Source organism: Pseudomonas sp. IT-347P (genome assembly GCF_949768005.1).
GTDB lineage: Bacteria > Pseudomonadota > Gammaproteobacteria > Pseudomonadales > Pseudomonadaceae > Aquipseudomonas.
Map to the genome: position 1 here is coordinate 77,290 of NZ_CATKPQ010000044.1, position 20,349 is coordinate 97,638.

The 20,349-nt window shown below is 59.4% G+C and carries 25 protein-coding genes; 11 read left to right on the top strand and 14 right to left on the bottom strand.

Annotated features, from left to right (window positions below; translation table 11 throughout):
• Positions 1-77 precede the first annotated feature (77 nt).
• The 3 genes from ACM6IV_RS16635 to ACM6IV_RS16645 are packed head-to-tail and all read right to left on the bottom strand — an operon-like array spanning position 78 to position 3,470.
• The gene (locus ACM6IV_RS16635; protein ID WP_414870817.1) at positions 78-983 is read right to left on the bottom strand and encodes an acyltransferase; all 906 of its coding nucleotides are present in this window, start codon (positions 981-983) and stop codon (positions 78-80) included.
• Positions 984-3,083: a phosphate acetyltransferase gene (pta, locus tag ACM6IV_RS16640; RefSeq protein WP_414870818.1), complete on the bottom strand. Its 2,100-nt coding sequence runs from the start codon at positions 3,081-3,083 to the stop codon at positions 984-986.
• A gap of 60 nt (positions 3,084-3,143) precedes the next feature.
• Positions 3,144-3,470 (bottom strand): DUF3565 domain-containing protein, encoded by a 327-nt coding sequence (locus ACM6IV_RS16645; RefSeq protein WP_414870819.1) that lies wholly within the window; start codon positions 3,468-3,470, stop codon positions 3,144-3,146.
• Here ACM6IV_RS16645 and ACM6IV_RS16650 point away from each other — a divergent pair.
• The 3 genes from ACM6IV_RS16650 to ACM6IV_RS16660 all read left to right on the top strand — a co-directional run bounded on the left by ACM6IV_RS16650 (position 3,439) and on the right by ACM6IV_RS16660 (position 5,792).
• Positions 3,439-3,924: an FKBP-type peptidyl-prolyl cis-trans isomerase gene (locus ACM6IV_RS16650; RefSeq protein ID WP_007912368.1), complete on the top strand. Its 486-nt coding sequence runs from the start codon at positions 3,439-3,441 to the stop codon at positions 3,922-3,924. The two genes, ACM6IV_RS16645 and ACM6IV_RS16650, sit on opposite strands and share 32 nt — an antisense overlap.
• 123 nt (positions 3,925-4,047) lie before the next feature.
• On the top strand, positions 4,048-4,530 hold the full coding sequence (locus ACM6IV_RS16655) for a glutathione peroxidase (RefSeq protein ID WP_414870820.1): 483 nt from the start codon (positions 4,048-4,050) through the stop codon (positions 4,528-4,530).
• A gap of 158 nt (positions 4,531-4,688) precedes the next feature.
• Entirely contained in the window at positions 4,689-5,792 is a 1,104-nt protein-coding gene (locus ACM6IV_RS16660) for an NADH:flavin oxidoreductase (RefSeq protein WP_414870821.1), read from the top strand.
• A gap of 111 nt (positions 5,793-5,903) precedes the next feature.
• Here ACM6IV_RS16660 and ACM6IV_RS16665 read toward each other — a convergent pair whose 3' ends face one another.
• Positions 5,904-7,103: a glycosyltransferase family 4 protein gene (locus ACM6IV_RS16665; RefSeq protein ID WP_414870822.1), complete on the bottom strand. Its 1,200-nt coding sequence runs from the start codon at positions 7,101-7,103 to the stop codon at positions 5,904-5,906.
• 42 nt (positions 7,104-7,145) lie between these two features.
• Entirely contained in the window at positions 7,146-7,898 is a 753-nt protein-coding gene (cysZ, locus tag ACM6IV_RS16670; RefSeq protein WP_414870823.1) for a sulfate transporter CysZ, read from the bottom strand.
• Positions 7,899-8,209: 311 nt separating this feature from the next.
• Here cysZ and trxB point away from each other — a divergent pair, with 311 nt between their 5' ends.
• Complete coding sequence (trxB, locus tag ACM6IV_RS16675; protein ID WP_414870824.1) at positions 8,210-9,172, top strand: thioredoxin-disulfide reductase; 963 nt, start codon at positions 8,210-8,212, stop codon at positions 9,170-9,172.
• A gap of 188 nt (positions 9,173-9,360) precedes the next feature.
• On the opposite strand, the gene ACM6IV_RS16680 is transcribed toward trxB, so the two are convergent.
• The 6 genes from ACM6IV_RS16680 to ACM6IV_RS16705 form a co-directional block, all read right to left on the bottom strand.
• On the bottom strand, positions 9,361-9,699 hold the full coding sequence (locus ACM6IV_RS16680) for a HopJ type III effector protein (RefSeq protein WP_159812168.1): 339 nt from the start codon (positions 9,697-9,699) through the stop codon (positions 9,361-9,363).
• Positions 9,692-9,988 carry a DUF1244 domain-containing protein gene (locus ACM6IV_RS16685; RefSeq protein ID WP_414870825.1) on the bottom strand — a complete coding sequence of 99 codons (297 nt, stop codon included), beginning with the start codon at positions 9,986-9,988 and terminating at the stop codon, positions 9,692-9,694. The genes ACM6IV_RS16680 and ACM6IV_RS16685 overlap by 8 nt, the downstream gene beginning before the upstream one ends.
• Before the next feature lie 68 nt (positions 9,989-10,056).
• A complete protein-coding gene (gene folX, locus ACM6IV_RS16690) occupies positions 10,057-10,428 on the bottom strand; it encodes a dihydroneopterin triphosphate 2'-epimerase (protein ID WP_007914273.1) in 372 nt (123 codons plus the stop codon).
• Positions 10,429-10,989: a GTP cyclohydrolase I FolE gene (folE, locus tag ACM6IV_RS16695; RefSeq protein ID WP_414870826.1), complete on the bottom strand. Its 561-nt coding sequence runs from the start codon at positions 10,987-10,989 to the stop codon at positions 10,429-10,431.
• Positions 10,990-11,009: 20 nt separating this feature from the next.
• Positions 11,010-11,720, bottom strand: a complete 711-nt coding sequence (gene folM / locus ACM6IV_RS16700; RefSeq protein ID WP_414870827.1) for a dihydromonapterin reductase — start codon at positions 11,718-11,720, stop codon at positions 11,010-11,012.
• A gap of 175 nt (positions 11,721-11,895) precedes the next feature.
• On the bottom strand, positions 11,896-12,465 hold the full coding sequence (locus ACM6IV_RS16705; protein WP_414870828.1) for an antibiotic biosynthesis monooxygenase: 570 nt from the start codon (positions 12,463-12,465) through the stop codon (positions 11,896-11,898).
• Between the two features lie 213 nt (positions 12,466-12,678).
• Here ACM6IV_RS16705 and ACM6IV_RS16710 point away from each other — a divergent pair, with 213 nt between their 5' ends.
• Positions 12,679-13,638 carry a MerR family transcriptional regulator gene (locus tag ACM6IV_RS16710; protein WP_414870829.1) on the top strand — a complete coding sequence of 320 codons (960 nt, stop codon included), beginning with the start codon at positions 12,679-12,681 and terminating at the stop codon, positions 13,636-13,638.
• A gap of 3 nt (positions 13,639-13,641) precedes the next feature.
• Here ACM6IV_RS16710 and ACM6IV_RS16715 read toward each other — a convergent pair whose 3' ends face one another.
• Both ACM6IV_RS16715 and ACM6IV_RS16720 read right to left on the bottom strand, forming a co-directional pair.
• Positions 13,642-14,247 (bottom strand): hypothetical protein, encoded by a 606-nt coding sequence (locus tag ACM6IV_RS16715; protein WP_414870830.1) that lies wholly within the window; start codon positions 14,245-14,247, stop codon positions 13,642-13,644.
• Between the two features lie 72 nt (positions 14,248-14,319).
• A complete protein-coding gene (locus ACM6IV_RS16720) occupies positions 14,320-14,778 on the bottom strand; it encodes a PAS domain-containing protein (RefSeq protein WP_414870831.1) in 459 nt (152 codons plus the stop codon).
• A 154-nt stretch (positions 14,779-14,932) separates the two neighbouring features.
• On the opposite strand from ACM6IV_RS16720, the gene ACM6IV_RS16725 reads away from it, so the two are divergent.
• Positions 14,933-15,388 (top strand): flavodoxin, encoded by a 456-nt coding sequence (locus ACM6IV_RS16725; RefSeq protein WP_414870832.1) that lies wholly within the window; start codon positions 14,933-14,935, stop codon positions 15,386-15,388.
• Here ACM6IV_RS16725 and ACM6IV_RS16730 read toward each other — a convergent pair.
• A complete protein-coding gene (locus tag ACM6IV_RS16730; RefSeq protein ID WP_414870833.1) occupies positions 15,378-16,265 on the bottom strand; it encodes a LysR family transcriptional regulator in 888 nt (295 codons plus the stop codon). The two genes, ACM6IV_RS16725 and ACM6IV_RS16730, sit on opposite strands and share 11 nt — an antisense overlap.
• A gap of 95 nt (positions 16,266-16,360) precedes the next feature.
• Here ACM6IV_RS16730 and ACM6IV_RS16735 point away from each other — a divergent pair, with 95 nt between their 5' ends.
• From ACM6IV_RS16735 to ACM6IV_RS16755, 5 genes are all read left to right on the top strand, one after another.
• Positions 16,361-16,747: a CidA/LrgA family protein gene (locus ACM6IV_RS16735; RefSeq protein WP_414870834.1), complete on the top strand. Its 387-nt coding sequence runs from the start codon at positions 16,361-16,363 to the stop codon at positions 16,745-16,747.
• A complete protein-coding gene (locus tag ACM6IV_RS16740) occupies positions 16,737-17,423 on the top strand; it encodes an LrgB family protein (RefSeq protein ID WP_414870835.1) in 687 nt (228 codons plus the stop codon). Before ACM6IV_RS16735 ends, ACM6IV_RS16740 begins: the two co-directional genes overlap by 11 nt.
• Before the next feature lie 131 nt (positions 17,424-17,554).
• A complete protein-coding gene (locus ACM6IV_RS16745; RefSeq protein ID WP_414870836.1) occupies positions 17,555-18,337 on the top strand; it encodes a class II aldolase/adducin family protein in 783 nt (260 codons plus the stop codon).
• Positions 18,337-19,239, top strand: a complete 903-nt coding sequence (locus ACM6IV_RS16750) for an alpha/beta fold hydrolase (RefSeq protein ID WP_414870837.1) — start codon at positions 18,337-18,339, stop codon at positions 19,237-19,239. The genes ACM6IV_RS16745 and ACM6IV_RS16750 overlap by 1 nt, the downstream gene beginning before the upstream one ends.
• 165 nt (positions 19,240-19,404) lie before the next feature.
• Positions 19,405-20,316, top strand: a complete 912-nt coding sequence (locus ACM6IV_RS16755) for an SDR family oxidoreductase (RefSeq protein WP_123464741.1) — start codon at positions 19,405-19,407, stop codon at positions 20,314-20,316.
• The last annotated feature ends 33 nt before the right edge of the window (positions 20,317-20,349 follow it).

Genomic DNA, 20,349 nt, shown 5'->3' on the forward strand with positions numbered 1-20,349 from the left:
GCTTTCGCGAGCAAGCCCGCTCCCACATGAGCTCTCTGTTGAATACACAATTGTGTTCAGCACAGATCAGCTCCAGGTCAGCGGCGCTTTGGATATTCGCGGTGCATCTGCTCCAGCAGCGCATCCTTGTCCAGCCACAGCTGATTGATCCAGCCCTGAAACTGCAAGCGATACTCGCCGTCCTGATCGTAGTTCTTGCCGATGAAGGCCGGCGGGATTTTGATTTCTTCAAAGTGCACCACCACATCGCGCACATTGCCGCAGAGCAAATCCCAGAACCCCGGACGCCCGGCCGGATAGTGAATCGTCACGTTGACGATCGACTCCAGTTGTTCACCCATCGCATCCAGCACAAAGGCAATCCCGCCAGCCTTGGGCTTGAGCAGATATTTGAACGGTGACTGCTGCTGCGCATGCTTGCCTTCGGTAAAGCGCGTGCCCTCGACGAAGTTGAAAATCCCCACCGGGTTATCGCGAAATTTCGCGCAGGTCTTGCGCGTGGTTTCGAGGTCTTTGCCTTTTTTCTCCGGATGCTTGGCGAGGTAAGCCTTGGAGTAGCGCTTCATGAACGGAAAGCCCAGCGCCCACCAGGCCAGACCGATCACCGGCACCCAGATCAGTTCCTGCTTGAGGAAGAACTTCAGCGGTTGAATCTTTCGGTTGAGCACGTACTGCAACACCAGAATATCGACCCAGCTCTGGTGGTTGCTGGTGATCAGGTAAGAGTGTTGGTAGTCGAGGCCGTGCAGGCCGCTGATGTGCCAGCGCGTGCGCCGCACCAGGTTCATCCAGGCCTTGTTGTTGCTGATCCACGCTTCATGGGTGTGGCTCATCAGCCACAGCGAGGCACGTCGGGCGAGGTCGAACGGCAGCACTTTGATCAGCGCCACGCAGAACAGAAACGAGCACAGCAGAATCGTGTTGAGCGCCAACAGCAGCGAGGCGATCACGCCGCGCAACGGTGCAGGTAGAAAATCCAGCATTTACACATCCATAGGTCGGTTGGCGGCTTGAATCGCGGTGAGGGCGATGGTGTAGACGATGTCATCGACCTGCGCACCACGCGGCAAGTCATTTACCGGTTTGCGCAGGCCTTGCAGCATCGGCCCGAGGCTGACGCAATCGGCGCTGCGCTGCACGGCTTTGTGTGTGGTGTTGCCAGTGTTCAGGTCGGGGAAGACAAACACCGTGGCGCGACCGGCGACCTGACTGTTCGGCGCCAGTTGCCGGGCGACTTCTGCGTTGGCCGCGGCGTCGTATTGCAGCGGACCGTCGATCAGCAGCGAGTGCTGTTGTTCGTGGGCGAGCAGGGTGGCTTCGCGGACTTTCTCGACTTCTTCGCCGGTGGCCGATTCGCCGCTGGAGTAACTGATCATCGCCACGCGCGGAGTGATGCCGAACGCGGCCGCCGAGTCGGCGCTTTGCAGAGCGATCTCGGCCAGTTCGCTGGCGCTCGGGTGCGGGTTCATCACGCAGTCGCCGTAAACCAGCACTTCCTCCGGGAACAGCATGAAGAACACCGACGACACCAGCGTGCAGCCCGGCGCAGTCTTGATCAACTGCAGGGCCGGGCGGATGGTATTGGCAGTGGTGTTGATCACACCGGACACCAGGCCGTCGACTTCATCCAGTGCGAGCATCATGGTGCCGATCACCACGGTGTCTTCCAGTTGCTGCTCGGCCATTGGCGCATTCAGGCTTTTAGTCTTGCGCAGGGCCACCATCGGTTCGACGTAGCGCTCGCGGATCAGGTCCGGATCAAGAATCTCCAGGCCCGGCGGCAACACAATGCCTTGGGCGCGAGCGACCGCTTCAACATCTTCCGGTTTTGCCAGCAACACGCAACGGGCGATCCCGCGTTCCTGACAGATCGCCGCCGCTTGCACGGTGAACGGCTCGCTGCCTTCAGGCAGGACGATACGTTTGTTCGCCGCTTGCGCACGCTGGATCAACTGATAGCGGAACACCGCTGGCGACAGGCGCATTTCCCGTGGCGTTCCGCAACGCTGGTGCAGCCATTTGGCGTCGAGGTGGCTGGCGACGAAATCGGTGATGATCTCCGCGCGCTCGCGGTCGTCGATCGGGATTTCCTTGTTCAAGCCGTTGAGCAGGTTAGCGGTGTCATACGAGCCGGTGCTCACCGACAACACCGGCAGACCGGCCTGCAAGGCGCCGCGACACAGGTCCATGATGCGCGGATCGGGCAGGGTGTCGCTGGTCAACAACAGGCCGGCCAGTGGCACGCCGTTGATCGCCGCGAGGCTGACGGCGAGGATGATGTCGTCGCGATCGCCTGGGGTCACTACCAGCACGCCGGGCTTGAGCAGCTCGACGGTGTTGCGCATTGTCCGCGCGCAGATAATGATTTTGGTCATGCGCCGGGTTTCGTAATCGCCTGCGTTGAGCACTTGCGCGCCCATCAGGTCGGCAACGTCGCGGGTCCGCGGCGCGTTGAGTTCCGGCTGATAGGGAATGCAGCCGAGCAAGCGGAAATCACCACTGCGCAGCAACGGCGAATGTTCTTTCAGGCGCGCGGCGAAAGCGTCCATGCTCTCGTCGGTTTTGACTTTGTTGAGGATCACGCCGAGGACTTTCGGGTCTTTCGGCCCGCCAAACAATTGCGCCTGCAATTCGACACGGCCGGAGAGTTCGGCGAGCACCTCGTTTTCCGGCGCCGAGACCAGAATGACCTCGGCATCCAGACTCTTGGCCAGGTGCAAGTTGACCCGCGCGGCGTAACTGGCGCTGCGGGTCGGCACCATGCCCTCGACGACCAGCACGTCTTTGCCAATGGCGGCTTGCTGATAGAGCGTGATGATTTCTTCCAGCAGTTCATCGAGCTGACCATCACCGAGCATTCGCTCAACGTGGGCCAGGCCCAGCGGTTGCGGCGGTTTCAGGCCGTGGGTGCGGGCCACCAGTTCAGTGGAACGCTCAGGGCCGGTGTCGCCCGGATGTGGCTGGGCAATCGGTTTGAAGAAGCCGACTTTCAGCCCGGCGCGCTCAAGCGTACGCACCAGCCCGAGGCTGATGGAGGTCAGACCCACACCAAAATCGGTGGGTGCGATAAAAAAAGTTTGCATGCGAATTCTCTAAAGTTGCATGGCAATGGCGTCAGTCTATGTCTGGCTGACTACCGAAATTCAGTCGACAAGGTTATCGCTAACCGAGCCTTGTGCGCACCAACCGCAGGCAAAGGGTTGACCTATTTTTTCAATACGTTGCGCCGCGTCGAGCACCCAGGCGCGCGATTGCCAGGGCGGCTGGTGACGCAGGTGCTGGGTGTGGCCACAGGACAGTTCGACCACCCAATGACCGTCCTCGTCCTGATGGAAGCCTGCGATCGTCGAAACCCGTTTGTCCGGGTTGTGTTCGCTTTCGCGCGATTGCTTCGCTAAACTTGGCCTTTCTATATTCTTATGCAAAAGGTCTCGCCCCATGCTGATCGCCGCCAATAAGGCTGTCTCCATCGACTATACCCTGACCAACGACGCTGGTGAGGTCATCGACAGCTCCGCCGGCGGCGCTCCGCTGGTCTACCTGCAAGGCGCAGGCAACATCATCCCGGGCCTGGAAAAAGCTCTGGAAGGCAAAGCTGTCGGTGACGAGCTGGAAGTCTCCGTTGAGCCGGAAGACGCTTACGGCGAATACGCCGCCGAGCTGGTCAGCACCCTGAGCCGCAGCATGTTCGAAGGCGTTGACGAACTGGAAGTCGGCATGCAGTTCCACGCTTCGGCGCCGGACGGCCAGATGCAGATCGTCACCATCCGTGACCTCGACGGCGACGACGTGACGGTTGACGGCAACCACCCACTGGCCGGTCAGCGCCTGAACTTCAAAGTGAAGATCGTTGACATCCGTGACGCCAGCCAGGAAGAAATCGCGCATGGCCACGTCCATGGCGAAGGTGGCCATCACCACTGATTTTCTGCGCTAAGCTTCGAGTACTGGAGAGGCGCCTGCGGGCGCCTTTTTAGTCCGCGGCTGTCCTTGGTGGCCTCGCCAAGTGGCTGTTTCGAGTAGAACATCGGAATCCTGGAGTACGTCATGAGTGCTTTTCACGACCTTAAGTTGACAGCCCTGGATGGTCAGGAGCTACCGCTGGCGCCTTTCAAGGGCCAAGTCGTGCTGGTGGTCAACGTCGCCTCCAAATGCGGCTTGACCCCCCAGTACGCGGCGCTGGAAAACCTCTATCAGCAATACAAAGACAAAGGCTTCAATGTGCTGGGCCTGCCCTGCAACCAGTTTGCCGGTCAGGAGCCAGGTTCTGAAAAGGAAATTCAGGAATTCTGCAGCCTCAACTATGGCGTGACGTTTCCGTTGTCGAGCAAGCTCGAGGTCAACGGCCACGAGCGTCATCAGCTCTATCGACTTCTGGCGGGCGAGGGCGCGGAGTTTCCTGGTGACATCACCTGGAATTTCGAGAAATTCCTGCTCGGCAAGGACGGCCGGGTGCTGGCGCGGTTCTCACCGCGGACGGCGCCGGATGATCCGACCATTGTTCATGCGATTGAAAAAGCGCTGGGCTGAACGGCAAAAATCGCAGCCACCGAGCTGCGATTTTTTTTGCCTGCCTTTTGAGCCTTAATCATTCAGATCAATAATGCTTTCGCGCTGGCGTCATCGCACATATTATCGCCGTCATATGGTTTTATGCCCTGTTGATAACGTTTTCGTGGAGCCTTTCGATGCCCGTTCAAGCCTTGTTCAAACCGTTCCAGCTCGGTGCCCTTGAACTGCCGACCCGTGTGGTCATGGCGCCAATGACGCGCTCGTTCTCTCCGGGTGGCGTGCCCAATTCGAAAGTCATCGAGTACTACCGCCGTCGCGCAGCGGCCGGTGTCGGTCTGATCATCACCGAAGGCACCACCGTCGGCCACATTGCCTCCAATGGTTACCCGAACGTGCCGCAATTCTTTGGTGACGCGCCATTGGCCGGCTGGAAAAAAGTCGTCGACGCCGTTCACGCCGAAGGTGGCAAGATCGTTCCGCAACTGTGGCATGTCGGCAGCGTGCGGCGCATCGGCACCGAACCGGACGCCAGCGTGCCGGGTTACGGCCCGTCGGAAAAACTCAAGGACGGTCAGGTCGTCGTGCACGGCATGAGCAAGCAAGACATTCAGGACGTTATCGCTGCGTTTGCCCAAGCCGCCAAAGATGCGCAAAGCATTGGTATGGACGGCGTGGAAATCCACGGTGCTCACGGTTATTTGATCGACCAGTTCTTCTGGGAAGGCAGCAATCAGCGCACCGACGAATACGGTGGCAGCCTGGCCAACCGTTCGCGTTTCGCCATTGAATTGATTCAAGCCGTACGTGCGGCGGTCGGTGAAGGCTTCCCGATCATCTTCCGTTTCTCGCAATGGAAGCAGCAGGATTACACCGCACGTCTGGTGCAAACCGCGGAAGCGCTGGGCGAGTTCCTCAAGCCGCTGTCCGACGCTGGCGTGGATATTTTCCATTGCTCGACGCGACGTTTCTGGGAGCCGGAGTTCGATGGTTCCGACCTGAACCTGGCCGGCTGGACACGCAAACTGACCGGTAAACCGACCATCACCGTTGGCAGCGTCGGTCTGGATGGCGAGTTCCTGCAATTCATGGTCAACACCGACAAGGTCGCGCAACCGGCCAGTCTGGAAAACCTGCTGGAGCGTCTGAACAAAGAGGAATTCGATCTGGTGGCGGTGGGGCGTGCCTTGCTGGTCGACCCGGACTGGGCGCAGAAAGTCCGCGAAGGGCGCGAGCAGGACATTCTGCCGTTTAGCCGTGAGGCGTTGATGACGCTGGTTTAACCAGCGCCTGTCAAGACCCCTTCGCGAGCAAGCCCGCTCCCACATTTGGAATGCATTTCAAAATGTGAGAGCGGGCTTGCTCGCGAAGGCGGTTTCAAAGGCAACAATAATTCAGGGCAGTGTCTGAACCCCTGGCACCACCAACTCCCCCACACAAGCTCCGCGCAAATGCTTTTCAAACTGCTCGATAACCGCCGGCCAACCCTGGCGACTCGCATGCTGCCGCGCATTCAGGCGCACACAGCGCAGCCGCTCATCCTCTTCCAGTAACCATGCAGCGGCATCGCAAAATGCCTCTTCATCACCGGGCATCGCCAGCACGCCGTTGTAACCGTGGCGAATATGCTGCGCCGCCGCAGCCTGATCGTAAGCCACCACGCCCAGCCCCGAGGCCAGCGCTTCGAGTACGACATTGCCGAAGGTCTCCGTCAGGCTCGGAAACAGAAACAGATCCCCGGACGCGTAGTGCGCCGCCAATGCTTCGCCGCGCTGGGCGCCGCAGAAAATCGCCTCGGGCAGTTCCTTTTCCAGTGCCAGTCGTTGCGGCCCGTCGCCGACAATGATCAGTTTCAGATTGCGCTGTGGATAAGTCTCAAGCAGTTTTTCGAAGCCGCGCTTGAGCAGGCCAAGGTTTTTCTCCGGCGCGAGTCGTCCTACGTGAATTACGGCAATGTCCTGCTCGGACAGACTCCATTGCTCACGCAACCCATTGAGGCGCTTGCTCGGATGAAACAACTGGCTGTCCACGCCACGCGATAGCAGCGCCAAGCGCTCGAAATGGCGTCGCTCCAGTTCCAGGCGCTGGCTGACACTTGGCACCAAGGTTAACGCCGAGCGATTGTGAAACCAGCGCAGATAATGCGTGAGCATCCGCGTCAGCAAGCCGAGGCCGTACTGACGGGTGTACTGCTGAAAATTGGTGTGGAACCCGCTGACCACCGAAATTCCCAGACGCCGCGCCGCCCGCAGCGCTGACAAACCGAGCGGGCCTTCCGTGGCGATGTACAGCACATCGGGGCGCTGACGTTTCCAGCGCCGCAACAGTTTGTGCATCGATGACTGACCCCATTGCAGCCCCGGATAACCGGGCAACGGCCAGCCCCGGCACAACAGCAGCGCGTCGTCTTCACTGCGCTGCGGATCACCGGCCTGACGCGGGCGCACCAGTTCAACCTGATGGCCGCGCGCGCGCAGTCCATCGCACAAGCGGCCAAGGGTATTGGCCACGCCGTTGATTTCCGGTGGGAAGGTTTCGCTGATAAGAGTGATATGTAGAGCTGTCGTCATGACCTCAGTGTCGGCTGAGGCCATGTCGTGCTTGTGACGTTCGGATGATGGATTTGTGACGTGGTGTCAGCGCTGAGTCACCAGGTTCTCGGCGCCACGCTCACGCACCCAGAATAGCGTTGCCCCAGCCACTGCTGCCGGCATCATCAGAATGTTGACCACCGGAATCAGCAGCACCAGATAAACAATCCCGCCAAAACTCATGCTCTGCCAGCGTTTCTGCCGCAGCCAGGCGAGCATCTCGTTCCAGCCGAGTTTGTGGTTGTCCGCCGGGTAGTCGATGTATTGGATGGCCATCATCCACACGCCAAACAACAGCCACAGCGGTGCGGCAATGATATTCACCACCGGGATGAACGAGAGGATGAACAGGCCAATGGCACGCGGCAGGAAGTAGCCGAGTTTGCGCATTTCCCGGGCGAGGGTGCGCGGGATCATCGCGATCAGTTCGCCCCAGCTGAACGCCGGGAAATCATCGGTGCCACGCACCACCACTTCGACTTTTTCCGCGAGAAAGCCGTTGAACGGTGCGGCGATCACGTTGGCCAGCATGGTGAAGCTGAAGAACACCATCAGCGCCACCAGCACGACAAACAACGGCCAAAGAATGTAGCTGAGGAAACTCAGCCATTCGGGCAGCGACGGCATCAACGTATCGACCCACAGGCTGAACTGGTGGCCGGCCAGATAGATCAATCCGACGAACAGCACCAGGTTGATCGCCAGCGGCAACAACACGAACAGGCGCAGGCCGGGGCTGAGGACCAGTTTCAGGCCTTCGCGCAGGTATTGCGGGCCGGACAGAACGGGGGCGGGCATAAGGTGCTCCGAGCAAGGGAAAACGCGCCGACCTTACCGACTTTGCCACGGCGGCGAAAGCGCGGTAGAGCGATCGACATTCACTGTAACAAAGACGTCCATCTCGTCAGCGTGTCGGCATAGAGACCACCTATGAGCTGGATTGTTAAACCGTATTTCCTTAATCTTGCCCCCCTCGATACGCTGCACCCAACTTTTTACAGGACTGTCGAGCTCAAGCCTTCCCCAAGGTTATCCACGGTCCTTTTTTATTTCCGCCGGCAGTCCGGCGATCCGCGCCCGTTTTTCGGCCCGGTCAACAGGAGCAGGTCATGTCTGAAGTCCGTCATTCGCGAGTGATTATTCTCGGTTCCGGCCCTGCCGGTTACAGCGCTGCGGTATACGCGGCCCGTGCCAACCTCAAGCCACTGCTGATCACCGGCATGCAGGCTGGCGGTCAACTGACCACCACCACCGAAGTCGACAACTGGCCGGGCGACGTCCATGGCCTGACCGGTCCTGCACTGATGGAGCGCATGCGTGAACACGCCGAGCGCTTTGAAACCGAGATCGTGTTCGATCACATCAACGCCGTTGATTTCGCGGCCAAGCCGTACACCCTGACCGGCGACAGCGCGACTTACACCTGCGACGCCCTGATCATCGCCACCGGCGCCAGCGCGCGCTATCTGGGCCTGCCGTCGGAAGAAGCGTTCATGGGCAAAGGCGTTTCGGCCTGCGCGACCTGTGACGGTTTCTTCTATCGCAACAAGCCGGTTGCAGTGGTCGGCGGTGGCAACACTGCTGTTGAAGAAGCGCTGTACCTGGCCAACATCGCCAGCACCGTGACTCTGATCCACCGTCGCGAGACTTTCCGCGCCGAGAAGATTCTGATCGACAAACTCAACGCTCGCGTAGCCGAAGGCAAGATCATCCTCAAGTTGAACGCCAACCTCGACGAAGTCTTGGGCGACAACATGGGTGTGACTGGTGCGCGTCTGAAGAACAACGACGGCAGCTTCGACGAAATCAAAGTCGACGGCGTGTTCATCGCCATCGGCCACACCCCGAACACATCGCTGTTCGAAGGCCAGTTGACCCTCAAAGACGGTTATCTGGTCGTGCACGGCGGCCGTGAAGGCAACGCCACTGCAACCAGCGTCGAAGGCATCTTCGCCGCCGGTGACGTGGCTGACCACGTTTACCGTCAGGCCATCACCTCGGCCGGCGCCGGCTGCATGGCGGCACTGGACACCGAGCGTTACCTGGACGGTCTGCAGAACGCTTCGTTCTAAGATCGCAGGCACAAAAAAACCGGCCACATTGGCCGGTTTTTTTGTGCCCGAGACTCCGAACCACCGCATAACCAATGTGGGAGCGGGCTTGCTCGCGAAGGCGTCGTGTCAGGCAATATTTTTGGTGACTGACACACCGCTTTCGCGAGCAAGCCCGCGCCCACAGGGATTTTGTGTGGATAGAGGGATCAGCGGCGGGTCAGGGGCTGGGCGGTGAATGTCACACCGGCCAGTCCATGCTTGATCAACGCACGAATGTTGCCGTGATCGCTGCCCTCAGGCGTCGCCACCACCGAACGATAATGTTCACCGAACGCCAGCAGCGCTTCTTCATCGCTCAGGCCTTCCAGCAGCGCCAGACCCAAGGTCTTGCACGAGCCTTCATTCTGCCCGGCGGCGTTTTCCACGCCACCGTTGTTGAAGGCTTGCGGCTGGTAGTCATAACCCGCAGCAATGAACGCCAGGGTGTCGGCGAAAGCGTGTTCGCCGCTCTTCAGGCTGGCGCGCAGGGTGTTCAGATCACTCATGGGTTTTTCCTTTGGCAAACGCCGCTTGTTGTTCGGCGTTGGCTTCTTGCTGGTATTGGGCTTTCCACTCGGCGTACGGCATGCCGTAAACCACTTCGCGGGCGTCATCGAGGCTGACTTCAATCTGGCGCGCGTCGGCTTCGGCCTTGTACCACTTCGACAAGCAATTGCGGCAGAAGCCGGCGAGGTTCATTAGGTCGATGTTCTGCACGTCCTTGCGGCTGTCCAGGTGGGCGACCAGCCGGCGGAAGGCGGCGGCTTCTAGTTCGAGGCGTTGTTGCTCGTTCATGATGGGCTCTGTGCAGTCAATTCGTGGCGCGGATGATAAAAGTCTGACAGACAATGCGCCAGACGCACTCAGCGGCTGGCGGCGAGTGTGATCGAAACCGATTCGGCAAACCGCAGCGCATGCGGCTTGTCGACTTCGACTTCGGCATACAGCACCGAACCATTGCTCATCACCAGATCAAGCAGTTCCTGAGTCAGGCGTTCGAGCAGCGCAAAACGGTTGCCCTCGACGTGGGCGATGATCGCCTTGGTGATCGTGCGGTAATTCAGTGCGTGGTCGATGTCGTTGTCCCGCACCGCTTCCTGCGCGGCATACAGAATGGTCAGGTTGATCAGCACATCCTGTTTGTTGAGGATTTCGTCCTCGTTGATCCCGATAAAGGTGCGCAAGCGCAGATCCTTGACCCGGATGCGCGCCATTCCCGGTTGAAGTTGTGGCATTTACTTGCTCCGTCCAATCAATTGCAGGAACTCCTGGCGGGTGTTGCTCGACTCGCGGAACGCGCCGAGCATGACCGAGGTGTTCATCGTCGAATTCTGTTTCTCGACACCGCGCATCATCATGCACATGTGTTTGGCTTCGATGACCACGGCGACGCCTGCGGCACCGGTGACCTGTTGCACTGCATCGGCGATTTGCCGGGTGAGGTTTTCCTGAATCTGCAGACGCCGGGCGAACATGTCCACCAGGCGCGCGATCTTCGACAGACCCAACACCTTACCTGTCGGAATATAAGCCACATGAGCCTTGCCGATGAAGGGCAGCAGGTGATGTTCGCACAAAGAATACAACTCGATGTCGGCGACGATGATCATCTCGTCACTGTCCGAGGCAAACAGCGCGCCATTGACGATCTCCTCGATGCTCTGCTCATACCCGTGACACAGGTATTGCATGGCCTTGGCCGCGCGTACCGGAGTGTCGAGCAGTCCTTCACGGTCGGGATTTTCACCGAGGCCAATCAGGATTTCGCGATAATTCTCGGGCAGTGAGCGGGTCATGGACATCCTCGCGATTCGGCTTATTTGACGTGCCGTCCGCCGTTGACGGTCAGGGTGGTACCGGTGACATAAGGGTTGTCGAGCAGATAGCGCAGGCTCTGATAGATCACTTCGCTGCCGGGTTCGATGCCCAGCGCGGATTTGGCCAGGGCCTTGGCGCGGTATGCCGCGTCGTCGTCGGGATTGAACAATAGCAGGGCTGGAGCGATGCCGTTGACCTTGATGGTCGGCGCATAGCGTGCGGCGAAGGACAGGGTCAGGCTGTCGAGCCCGGCCTTGCTGGCGCAATAGCCGATGTGCTTGCTGCTGCCCTTGCGCGTGACATCGTCGCTGATGTGGATGATGTCGGCGGGCGTCGAGCGTTGCAGCAAGTCACCGCAGTGCAGGTTGATCAGGTACGGCGCGAGCATGTGCAGATTGAACATGCGTGTGAAGGCTTCGGCTTCGCTGCCCGGGGTTTCGGCCAGCCACTCGGAGGCGTTGTGCACGATGGCGCGCAGGCTCTCGGTGCGGGTTTTCAGTTCGGCGATGAAGGCGAGAATCCCGGCTTCGCTGGAAAAGTCGGCGAACAGGCCGATGGCGCCCAGATCGCGCAGCGTTTGCACGCCGGGGCGTTCACTGCGGTAAGTGAAGATGACGCGACAGCCATCTTCGAGCAACCGCTGCGCACAATGCAGGCCGACACGCTGGCCGGCACCGGTGATGAGGATCGGGGCGGAGGAATCAGGCATGAACGGCTCGCATCGCGGGGGGAGCAAAAACTATAACAGCGACGTGAGCCTTGAACCTATTACCGGTATTACCAAAACCTGTGGGAGCGAGCTTGCTCGCGAAAGCGGTAGATCAGTCGACGTCCATGGTGGATGTTGATCAGCATTCGCGAGCAGGCTCGCTGCTACAAAAAGATCATCGATTTTGCGTAGAAGGCGTCACCGGCAACGGCCGTACCGGCGTGCTGTTCAGCCAGTTCGCCAGCAATCGGGTCGACAGCGGAATAAACAAGTAAACCATCAACGGCGTCAGGCACGCGGTGCTGATCAATACCCGTGGTAACAGGCTCAGCTCGACGAGCAACGGGCCGAGGACAAAGTTGAACAACAGAGATACCGGAAAGAACGCCAGCCAGATTGCGACCGCCTGTTTCCAGCGCGGTGGACGTTGCCCCGCAGCGCCGAACCAGCCTTCGATACCACTGACCCGATGCTCTTTCGGATTCGCAAACAGATCGCTGCCACGGCTCAGCCACGCGGTGCGTGAAACCGAATGCTCCCACGCGTGCAATGTCTGCTCGTCGACAAAACGGAAGATGATCTGGAATTCGTTGTCGCCTGGCGGCGGGGCGAGCACGCCAGAGCCAAGGTAACCGGGGAAGTCGGTGGCCAATTGTTCGCCTTCGCGCAGCCAGGCGATCAAGTCCTGATAGCGGCCGTCGGCGACGCGACGCGCGACCATCAGCGTGACGGGGGAAGTAGACATTGTGTATCTCCGTATTTCAAACGCGTCGCTCCGGGTAGGAGTTTCGCCTGACGCAGGGCCGGGGTAGAGGCCTGCGTTTTTCAACAAGCAAGGATTATTCCGGTTTTTCGCCAATAAACCAGCGACTTTCGTCGCATTTCAACACTTGAAACCTTTTAGGGCATAAGCGTTAGAATGGGATCCAATTCAAACGACATGGAAGTTGAACTCCATATGCCTGTCATCACGAACGCAAGCCCTGCTTCGCAGGCCTCTGTTGCGCTCGAACGCGCCGATCTGTTCCCGATCCGAGAGGTCGCACGCCTGACGGGTGTCAACCCGGTGACCTTGCGCGCATGGGAGCGGCGCTACGGTTTGATTCAACCAACCCGCACCGAAAGTGGGCATCGGCTCTATTCGATGACCGATATCGAGCGCGTGCGCAGCATCGTCGACTGGATCGATCGCGGTGTCGCTGTGAGCAAGGTTGGCAAGATCCTCGCAAAGACCGAACCCATGAAAGTGCTGGCTCATATCATCCCCGATGACCTGGTGCAGGCCGACTACCTGCAATGGCAGGAGCAGATTCAGCAGGCGGTCAGTGCATTCGACGACCAGCAACTGGACCGCGTCTATGGGCAGATTTTCTCTTCATATGCTTTGCCTGTGGTGTTTCAGGACATTCTTATGCCGTTATGGCTGCAGATGTTGCAGCGCCAGGACGCATTCGGACAAACCAGCGAGTGGCTGTTCTTCGACGGGTTCCTGCGGGCGCGGGTGTTGCAACGGATCGTCATGCTGCGTGGCACGCAACCGCGCCGGGTGATCGTCAGCGCCCTGGCCGGGCAATGTCGAGAGCTGGAGTTGCTGGTCGCGGCGCTGTTTCTCAGCGACAGCAATGCCGGTGTTCGGGTACTGACTACAGGTCAGCCGTTCGATGAGCTGACGTTGGTGTGCGAAAAGATCAAACCTGATGCACTTGTCCTGTTTTCCAATCACGCGCCCAGCACCGAATTGCCTCGCCGACTGAACCGGCTGGCGTTGAGTCTCGATTGTCAGTTGATGCTGGCGGGTGACGCTTCAGATCTGGCGCAGGACAGCCTGGCCGGATCCTCTGTGGCGTGTCTGGGCAATGAAGGGGCGAACATGCGTCAGCGCATGCTGCAGTTTCTGGCCGGGAATCTGGATACCTGAAACTCAGGTGTGAAGGGCAGGGTGCGTCAGACGATGTTGCTGCAGGATGAACTGGCGCAGGCGCTCGGTTTCGTCGGTGTCGGTCTGGCTCAATTCATAGGCGAAGAAACCGTTCTCGGTTTCCCGTTCAAAATTGCCCCGCAATGAAATCCGCTCGTAACCCGAAGGGCTGAACCACAGCGCGAAATGCTTGGGCGGCTTGGTCTTGTTGCGCACTTCCAGCAGCACACCTTTGTGCGAAACCTCGTGGACCCACAACGTGCCCGGCTGACCTTTGGCGTTTTCCAGGGCCACCGGCTCCTCAAGTACCAGTCGCCATGGCCGCACCATCGGGCCGTCTTCATAAATACTCGGCACACCAAGGCGCAGATGCAGCGCGTGGAACTCGTCTTCAACCAGATGCAACGGGAAGGTCATCTGCTGATTTTCGAAGCTGGCCTGAATGGTCACTTGCTCGTGAGCTGCCAGCCGCGTAAGCAAATCACGGATCTGCGAACCGCCGTTTACCAACAGACTCGACGTTGCATCCCGCACGTTCAGTTGCGGGTTGTGCTGCATGGTCTGGATAAAATCCAGCTCATCCTGAGTGAGGAGGGCGTTGCGCTGCATGGCTAACTCGAAAGATATAGATACAAAGTCATTGGTGATTGTAGTTAATGACAATTGGTTCGTGTTTTTGTTTTAACCGTTTGTCGCTTTCAATGCAGCGAGTTCTGCTTCGAGGGCTGCGACCTGCGCCTCCAGCTGCGCCACGCGCTGCTGTGCCTTGACCTGAAGGGTGACGTCCTTTTGCACGCCAACGAAATAAGTCTGTCCGTCATCGGCATTTTTTACCGTGGAAAGCGACAGTTCATTCCAGAACGGTGTGCCGTCCTTGCGATAGTTGCGCAGGATTTCCCGGCACGAGCCATTGGTGCGCAATGCATCGCGAATCAGCTCCAGACTCGCTTGATCGCGGTCCCCAGCCTGCAGAAAGCGGCAGTCTTGATAAAGAATTTCTTCGCTGGTGTAGCCGGTCAGGCGTTCAAAAGCCGGATTCACGTAAATCAGGATATTGTCCTGTTCGCCTTCTTTTTCGGCGACGACGATCCCGTCGTTCGATGCGTTGATCACCATTTGCAGCAGACTGGCGTTGATCATCTTTGAATCCTTTCAGAGTTGTCAGTGGCTCGCATTCTAGAAGAACCGCAGGCACTGTCTACTGGCCATTATCGGCGGTTGAGATCCAATCGCAGCTTCGCGTCGGAGACTGTTACTATCGCCGCTCTTTTTTTCCAGTTTCAGGATCAGATTGATGAAAGTCGCCATCCTCTCCGGTTCGGTCTACGGCACCGCCGAAGAAGTCGCCCGTCACGCCCAGAACCTGTTGAAAGCCGCTGGCTTTGAAACCTTCCACAACTCGCGCGCCAGCCTCGCCGACATTCAGGCATTCGGCCCCGAAGCGTTGCTCGCCGTGACCTCGACCACCGGCATGGGCGAATTGCCCGACAACCTGCAACCGCTGTATTCGGCGATTCGCGACCAGTTACCAGCCGCATTGCTCGGTTTGCCGGGTGCGGTGATTGCCTTGGGCGACGCCAGTTATGGCGACACCTTCTGCGGCGGCGGCGAGCAGATGCGTGAACTGTTCGGTGAACTGGGCGTGCGCGAAGTGCAAGCGATGCTGCGCATTGACGCCAGCGAAAGCGTCACGCCGGAAACCGACGCCGAGCCTTGGCTTGCGCAGTTGATCGCCGCGCTCAAGGGCTGATTGCCCGCTCGCGCAGCAAGCTCAGCCAAGCCTGTGCGGCTTTCGACAGATACGCGCCGCGACGCCAGATAAACGCGATATCCCAACGCAGATAATCCGGCGCTCGCAAGCTCAGGCGGACCACGCCCGGCCGCACCAGTGCGCGTGCGACCACGCTGGGCAACAGCACCACGCCTTGCCCGGCGGCCACCAGCGCTGCAAGAAAATCCGCCTGGCCGCTGCGTCCGCCTTCCTTCGGCGTGAAACCCAGTTGCTGACACGCCTGCAGCAAACGGTCATTGAGCACGAAGCTGCGCTGATAGAGCAGAAACGGCGTCTCGGCCAACTCCTCCAGACCGATCTCGGCCAGGTTGGCCAGCGGATGATCCACCGGCAGCAAGGCATCGAGTTTCTCATCGCAAAACGGCTGACAGTCGAATTGCGGATCCTTGGGCAGCAGACTGCCGCCCAGTTCCAGTTCACCGCTGAGCACAGCCTGCTCGATATGGCGGCTGCCGCCCTCGAGCAACTGAATGCTGATATTTGGATAACGGCGCCGGTATTCGGCAAACAGCCCGGCGAACAACGCGTCACTGCCCAACAGCGGCAGGCCGAGACGCAACTCTCCCCGCGCCAGTTGACTGAGGTCGTCCAGTTCCGCAAGCAATTCGTTGCGCAAGCGCAACATGCCCTCGGCCCGTTGCAGCACCACGCTGCCCGCAGCGGTCAGGCGCAACTGCGAACCGAGTCGTTCGAGCAAAGGCGTGCCGAGGCTCTGTTCCAGTTGCGCGATCTGTTTGCTGACCGCTGACTGGCTGATGTGCAGGGTTTTTGCGGCCTGGGTGAAACCCCCTTGATGCATGACTTCGACAAAACTGCGCAGCTGTTTGAATTCCATCGCCGGATTCCATTTTGGAATGGCGTTGAGTCTAACAATTCGCTTCGGGGATGGCAGGGCGCTTCGTAAAATAAGCGCCTGTCTGGAGCGAAATCATGAACACCGTCACCCTCAAACATTTGTCTCGTCTGTTCGCCGAACTCGCTGTACTGCTCGGTCTTTACCTGCTGGGCTGTCAACTCGCTGCGGTGTTGGCCATGCCGATTCCCGGTGGTGTGATCGGCATGGCGCTGTTGCTGCTGGCATTCGCTTGCGGCTGGATCAAACCGGCAGCGCTGCAATTGGGCGCGGGTTTGCTGATGGCCGAGATGTTGTTGTTCTTTATTCCGGCGCTGATGAGTCTGCTCGACTATGGCGCGCTGCTGCGCAATGACGGCTGGCGGATTTTGCTGGTGATCGCCGTCAGCACGTTGATGGTGATGCTGGTCACGGCGTTCACCGTCGAGCTTGCAGTCCGTATGAGGCGGTCCCATGAAGCTTGAATGGATGCCGATGTTCTGGCTCGCCTTCACTTTGGCGGCGTACCTGTTCAGCCGTTGGCTCTATCGGCGCACCGGTCGCTATGTGCTGTCGCCGCTGATTCTGGTGCCGGCGTTGCTGCTGGCGCTCGCCGTGCCGCTGCACACCGCGTATGCCGAATACGCCAGCAACACCCACTGGCTGATGCTGGTGCTCGGCCCGGTGACCGTCGCGTTCGCCGTGCCGATCTGGCAGCAACGTCGCTTGTTGGTGCGGCACTGGTCGGCGTTGATGCTGGGCATGGTAGCTGGCAGTGCGGCATCGATCGGCACGTCTTTCGGACTGGCCAAGGCGCTGGCGCTCGACAGTTCGGTGACGATGTCGCTGGTACCGCGTTCGATCACCACGCCGTTCGCGATGCCACTCGCGCAAAATCTCGGCGGCGTGCCGGAATTGACTGCGGTGTTCGTAATGTTCACCGGTGTGTTCGGGGCAATGCTCGGCGGCGTGTTGTTGAAGTGGTTGCCATTGCGCAGTGCCTTGGCGCGCGGTGCGCTGTTCGGGGTTGGCGCGCACGGTGCCGGGGTCAGCCGGGCCCATGAAGTGGGTGGCGAAGAAGGCTCCGTCGCCGGACTGGTGATGGTCCTGACCGGGTTGCTCAATCTGTTTGCCGCGCCTTTGTTGGCGTCGTGGCTTTGACATGGATCCAGACTGTTTGCATGGCTGACTCGATCAGTCATCAAGCTGGCTGCCAATGCAACTACGCGATTGCCTGCACCTGACTAGACTGCTGTCACGTGCAGAACAATAAGAACGCAGAGGTGCATACAGTGAGCGTAGCCCCCGTCCAATCGTCCCTTAATGTGAAAGACCAGGTCAGTGCTGCGGAATGGCAGACCCGGGTTGATCTCGCCGCTTGTTACCGTCTGGTCGCCTTGCATGGCTGGGACGATCTGATCTTCACCCATATTTCCGCCAAGGTGCCGGGCACCGAAGATTTTCTGATCAACCCGTTCGGTCTGATGTTCCATGAGATCACCGCGTCGAGCCTGGTGAAAGTCGATCAGGCCGGCAACAAACTCATGGACAGCCCCTACGAGATCAACCCCGCCGGCTACACCATCCACAGCGCCGTACACGAAGTGCGGCACGATGTGGTGTGCGTGCTGCATACCCACACCGCTTCCGGTGTCGCGGTGTCGGCGCAAAAGCAGGGTGTGTTGCCGATCAGCCAGCAATCGCTGTTCGTACTCTCGAGCCTGGCTTATCACGCTTACGAAGGCGTGGCGCTGAATCACGAAGAGAAGGCGCGCCTGCAGGCCGACCTCGGCGAGAACAATTTTCTGATGCTGCACAACCACGGTCTGCTGACCTGTGGCGGCACCATCGCCGACACGTTTCTGATGATGTTCACCTTCCAGCGCGGCTGCGACATTCAGGTCATGGCGCAAACCGGCGGGGCTGAACTCATCGCCATCGAACCGCAAATTCTGGCAGGCGCCAAAGCGATGATCGCCGGTGTCACCAAAAGCGCTCAAGGCATGGGTGGCGCGCTGGCCTGGCCGGCGTTGCTGCGCAAACTCGATAAACTAGACCCCGGATATAAACTCTAATGCCTCTTGCCGAGATTCCTCTGTGTGTCTGGCGTAAACGCAGCCGGACGTTTGTCTTTCGTGGCCAGCCGATTCGCTACTGGACGGCCGGGCAGGGTGAGCCGCTGTTGCTGATCCACGGTTTTCCGACCGCCAGTTGGGATTGGCATTACCTGTGGCAGCCACTGGCCCAGCGTTACCAGGTGATTGCCTGCGACATGCTCGGCTTTGGTGATTCGGCCAAGCCGATCAATCACACTTACAGCTTGCTGGAGCAGGCCGACTTGCAACAGGCATTACTTGCGCACCTGCAGGTCGAGCAACCGCTGCATGTGCTGGCCCACGATTACGGTGACAGCGTTGCCCAGGAACTGCTCGCCCGGCACTACGAAGACAAGATCGAAGTGGCCAGTTGCGTGTTTCTCAATGGTGGACTGTTCCCGGAAACCCACCGCCCGGTGCTGATGCAAAAATTACTGCTCAGTCCGCTGGGATGGATGATCGGCCGCGCCTTCACCCGCGACGCTCTGGTGAAAAGCTTCCGGCAGATCTTTGGCCCGCAAACCCGGCCGAGCGAAAGTGAGCTGGACGATTTCTGGAGCCTGGTCGACAGCAATCGCGGGCCACGGATCATGCACAAGTTGATCAGTTACATTCCCGAGCGCCGGGTGCAGCGCGATCGCTGGGTGACGGCGATGCAGTACGGCGACGTCCCGTTGCGGGTGATCGATGGCGAAGTCGATCCGATTTCCGGGGCGCACATGGTCGCGCGCTACCGCGAACTGATCCCTGACGCCGACACGGTGTTGTTGCCAGGCATCGGTCACTATCCACAGACCGAAGCGCCGGTGCAGGTGCTCAAGCATTACCTGGAGTTTCGTGAGCGCTTTGTGCTGCCGCCGCGCAAAGTCGCCTGCTCCTGAAAGATCAAAAGATCGCAGGCTGCGATCTTTTGATCTTTTGATCTTTTGACGCCTTCATCATCCCCCATCCTTATCGCACACCATTCAGCCTCAGCCGTATTCGTTGTGACCCTAAGCCCTGTGCCTGACACTCGGGATCAATACTGGCCTGCTGGAGTTGCTGCGATGAATGAGTCTGTGCGTTTCGAAGATAAAGTCGTCATCGTCACCGGAGCCGGTGGCGGCCTCGGACGCGCCCATGCACTGTTGTTTGCCAGGCAGGGTGCCAAAGTGCTGGTCAACGACCTCGGCGGTTCGACCCAGGGCGAAGGCGCCAATGCCTCTGCGGCCGATCGCGTGGTGGCGGAAATCCGCGAAGCCGGCGGTATTGCCGAAGCCAACCACGACTCGGTCACCGACGGCGACAAACTGGTGCAGAACGCCCTCGATGCCTTTGGCCGCGTCGACGTCGTTGTCAACAACGCCGGGATCCTGCGCGACAAGACCTTCCACAAAATGGACGATGCCGACTGGGATCTGGTTTACCGCGTCCACGTCGAAGGCGCCTACAAAGTCACCCGCGCAGCGTGGCCGCACCTGCGCGAGCAGAACTACGGCCGGGTGATCTTCACCGCCTCGACTTCAGGTATCTACGGCAACTTCGGCCAGTCCAACTACGGCATGGCCAAACTGGGCCTGTACGGGTTGACCCGCACGCTGGCCATCGAGGGGCGCAAGAACAACATCCTGGTCAACGCCATTGCGCCGACTGGCGGCACGCGCATGACCGAGGGCCTGATCCCGCCGCAAGTGTTCGAGCAACTGAAACCGGAACTGGTCAGCCCGCTGGTGGTGTATCTGGCGAGCGAGCAGTGCCAGGAAACCTCAGGGCTGTTCGAAGTCGGTGGCGGCTGGATGGGCAAGGTGCGCTGGGAGCGTAGCCTGGGCGCCGGGTTTGATCCGCGGGTGGGATTCTCGCCGGAAGATGTTGCGGCGCATTGGCAGCAGATTTGTGATTTCGAAGGGGCGGCGCATCCGAAGGACAATATTGAGGCGCTGAAGGAAATGATGGCGAATTTGCAGAAGTATTCGCTTTAAGGGGTGAGGCCACCAAGCTTGGGCTTGGTGGCT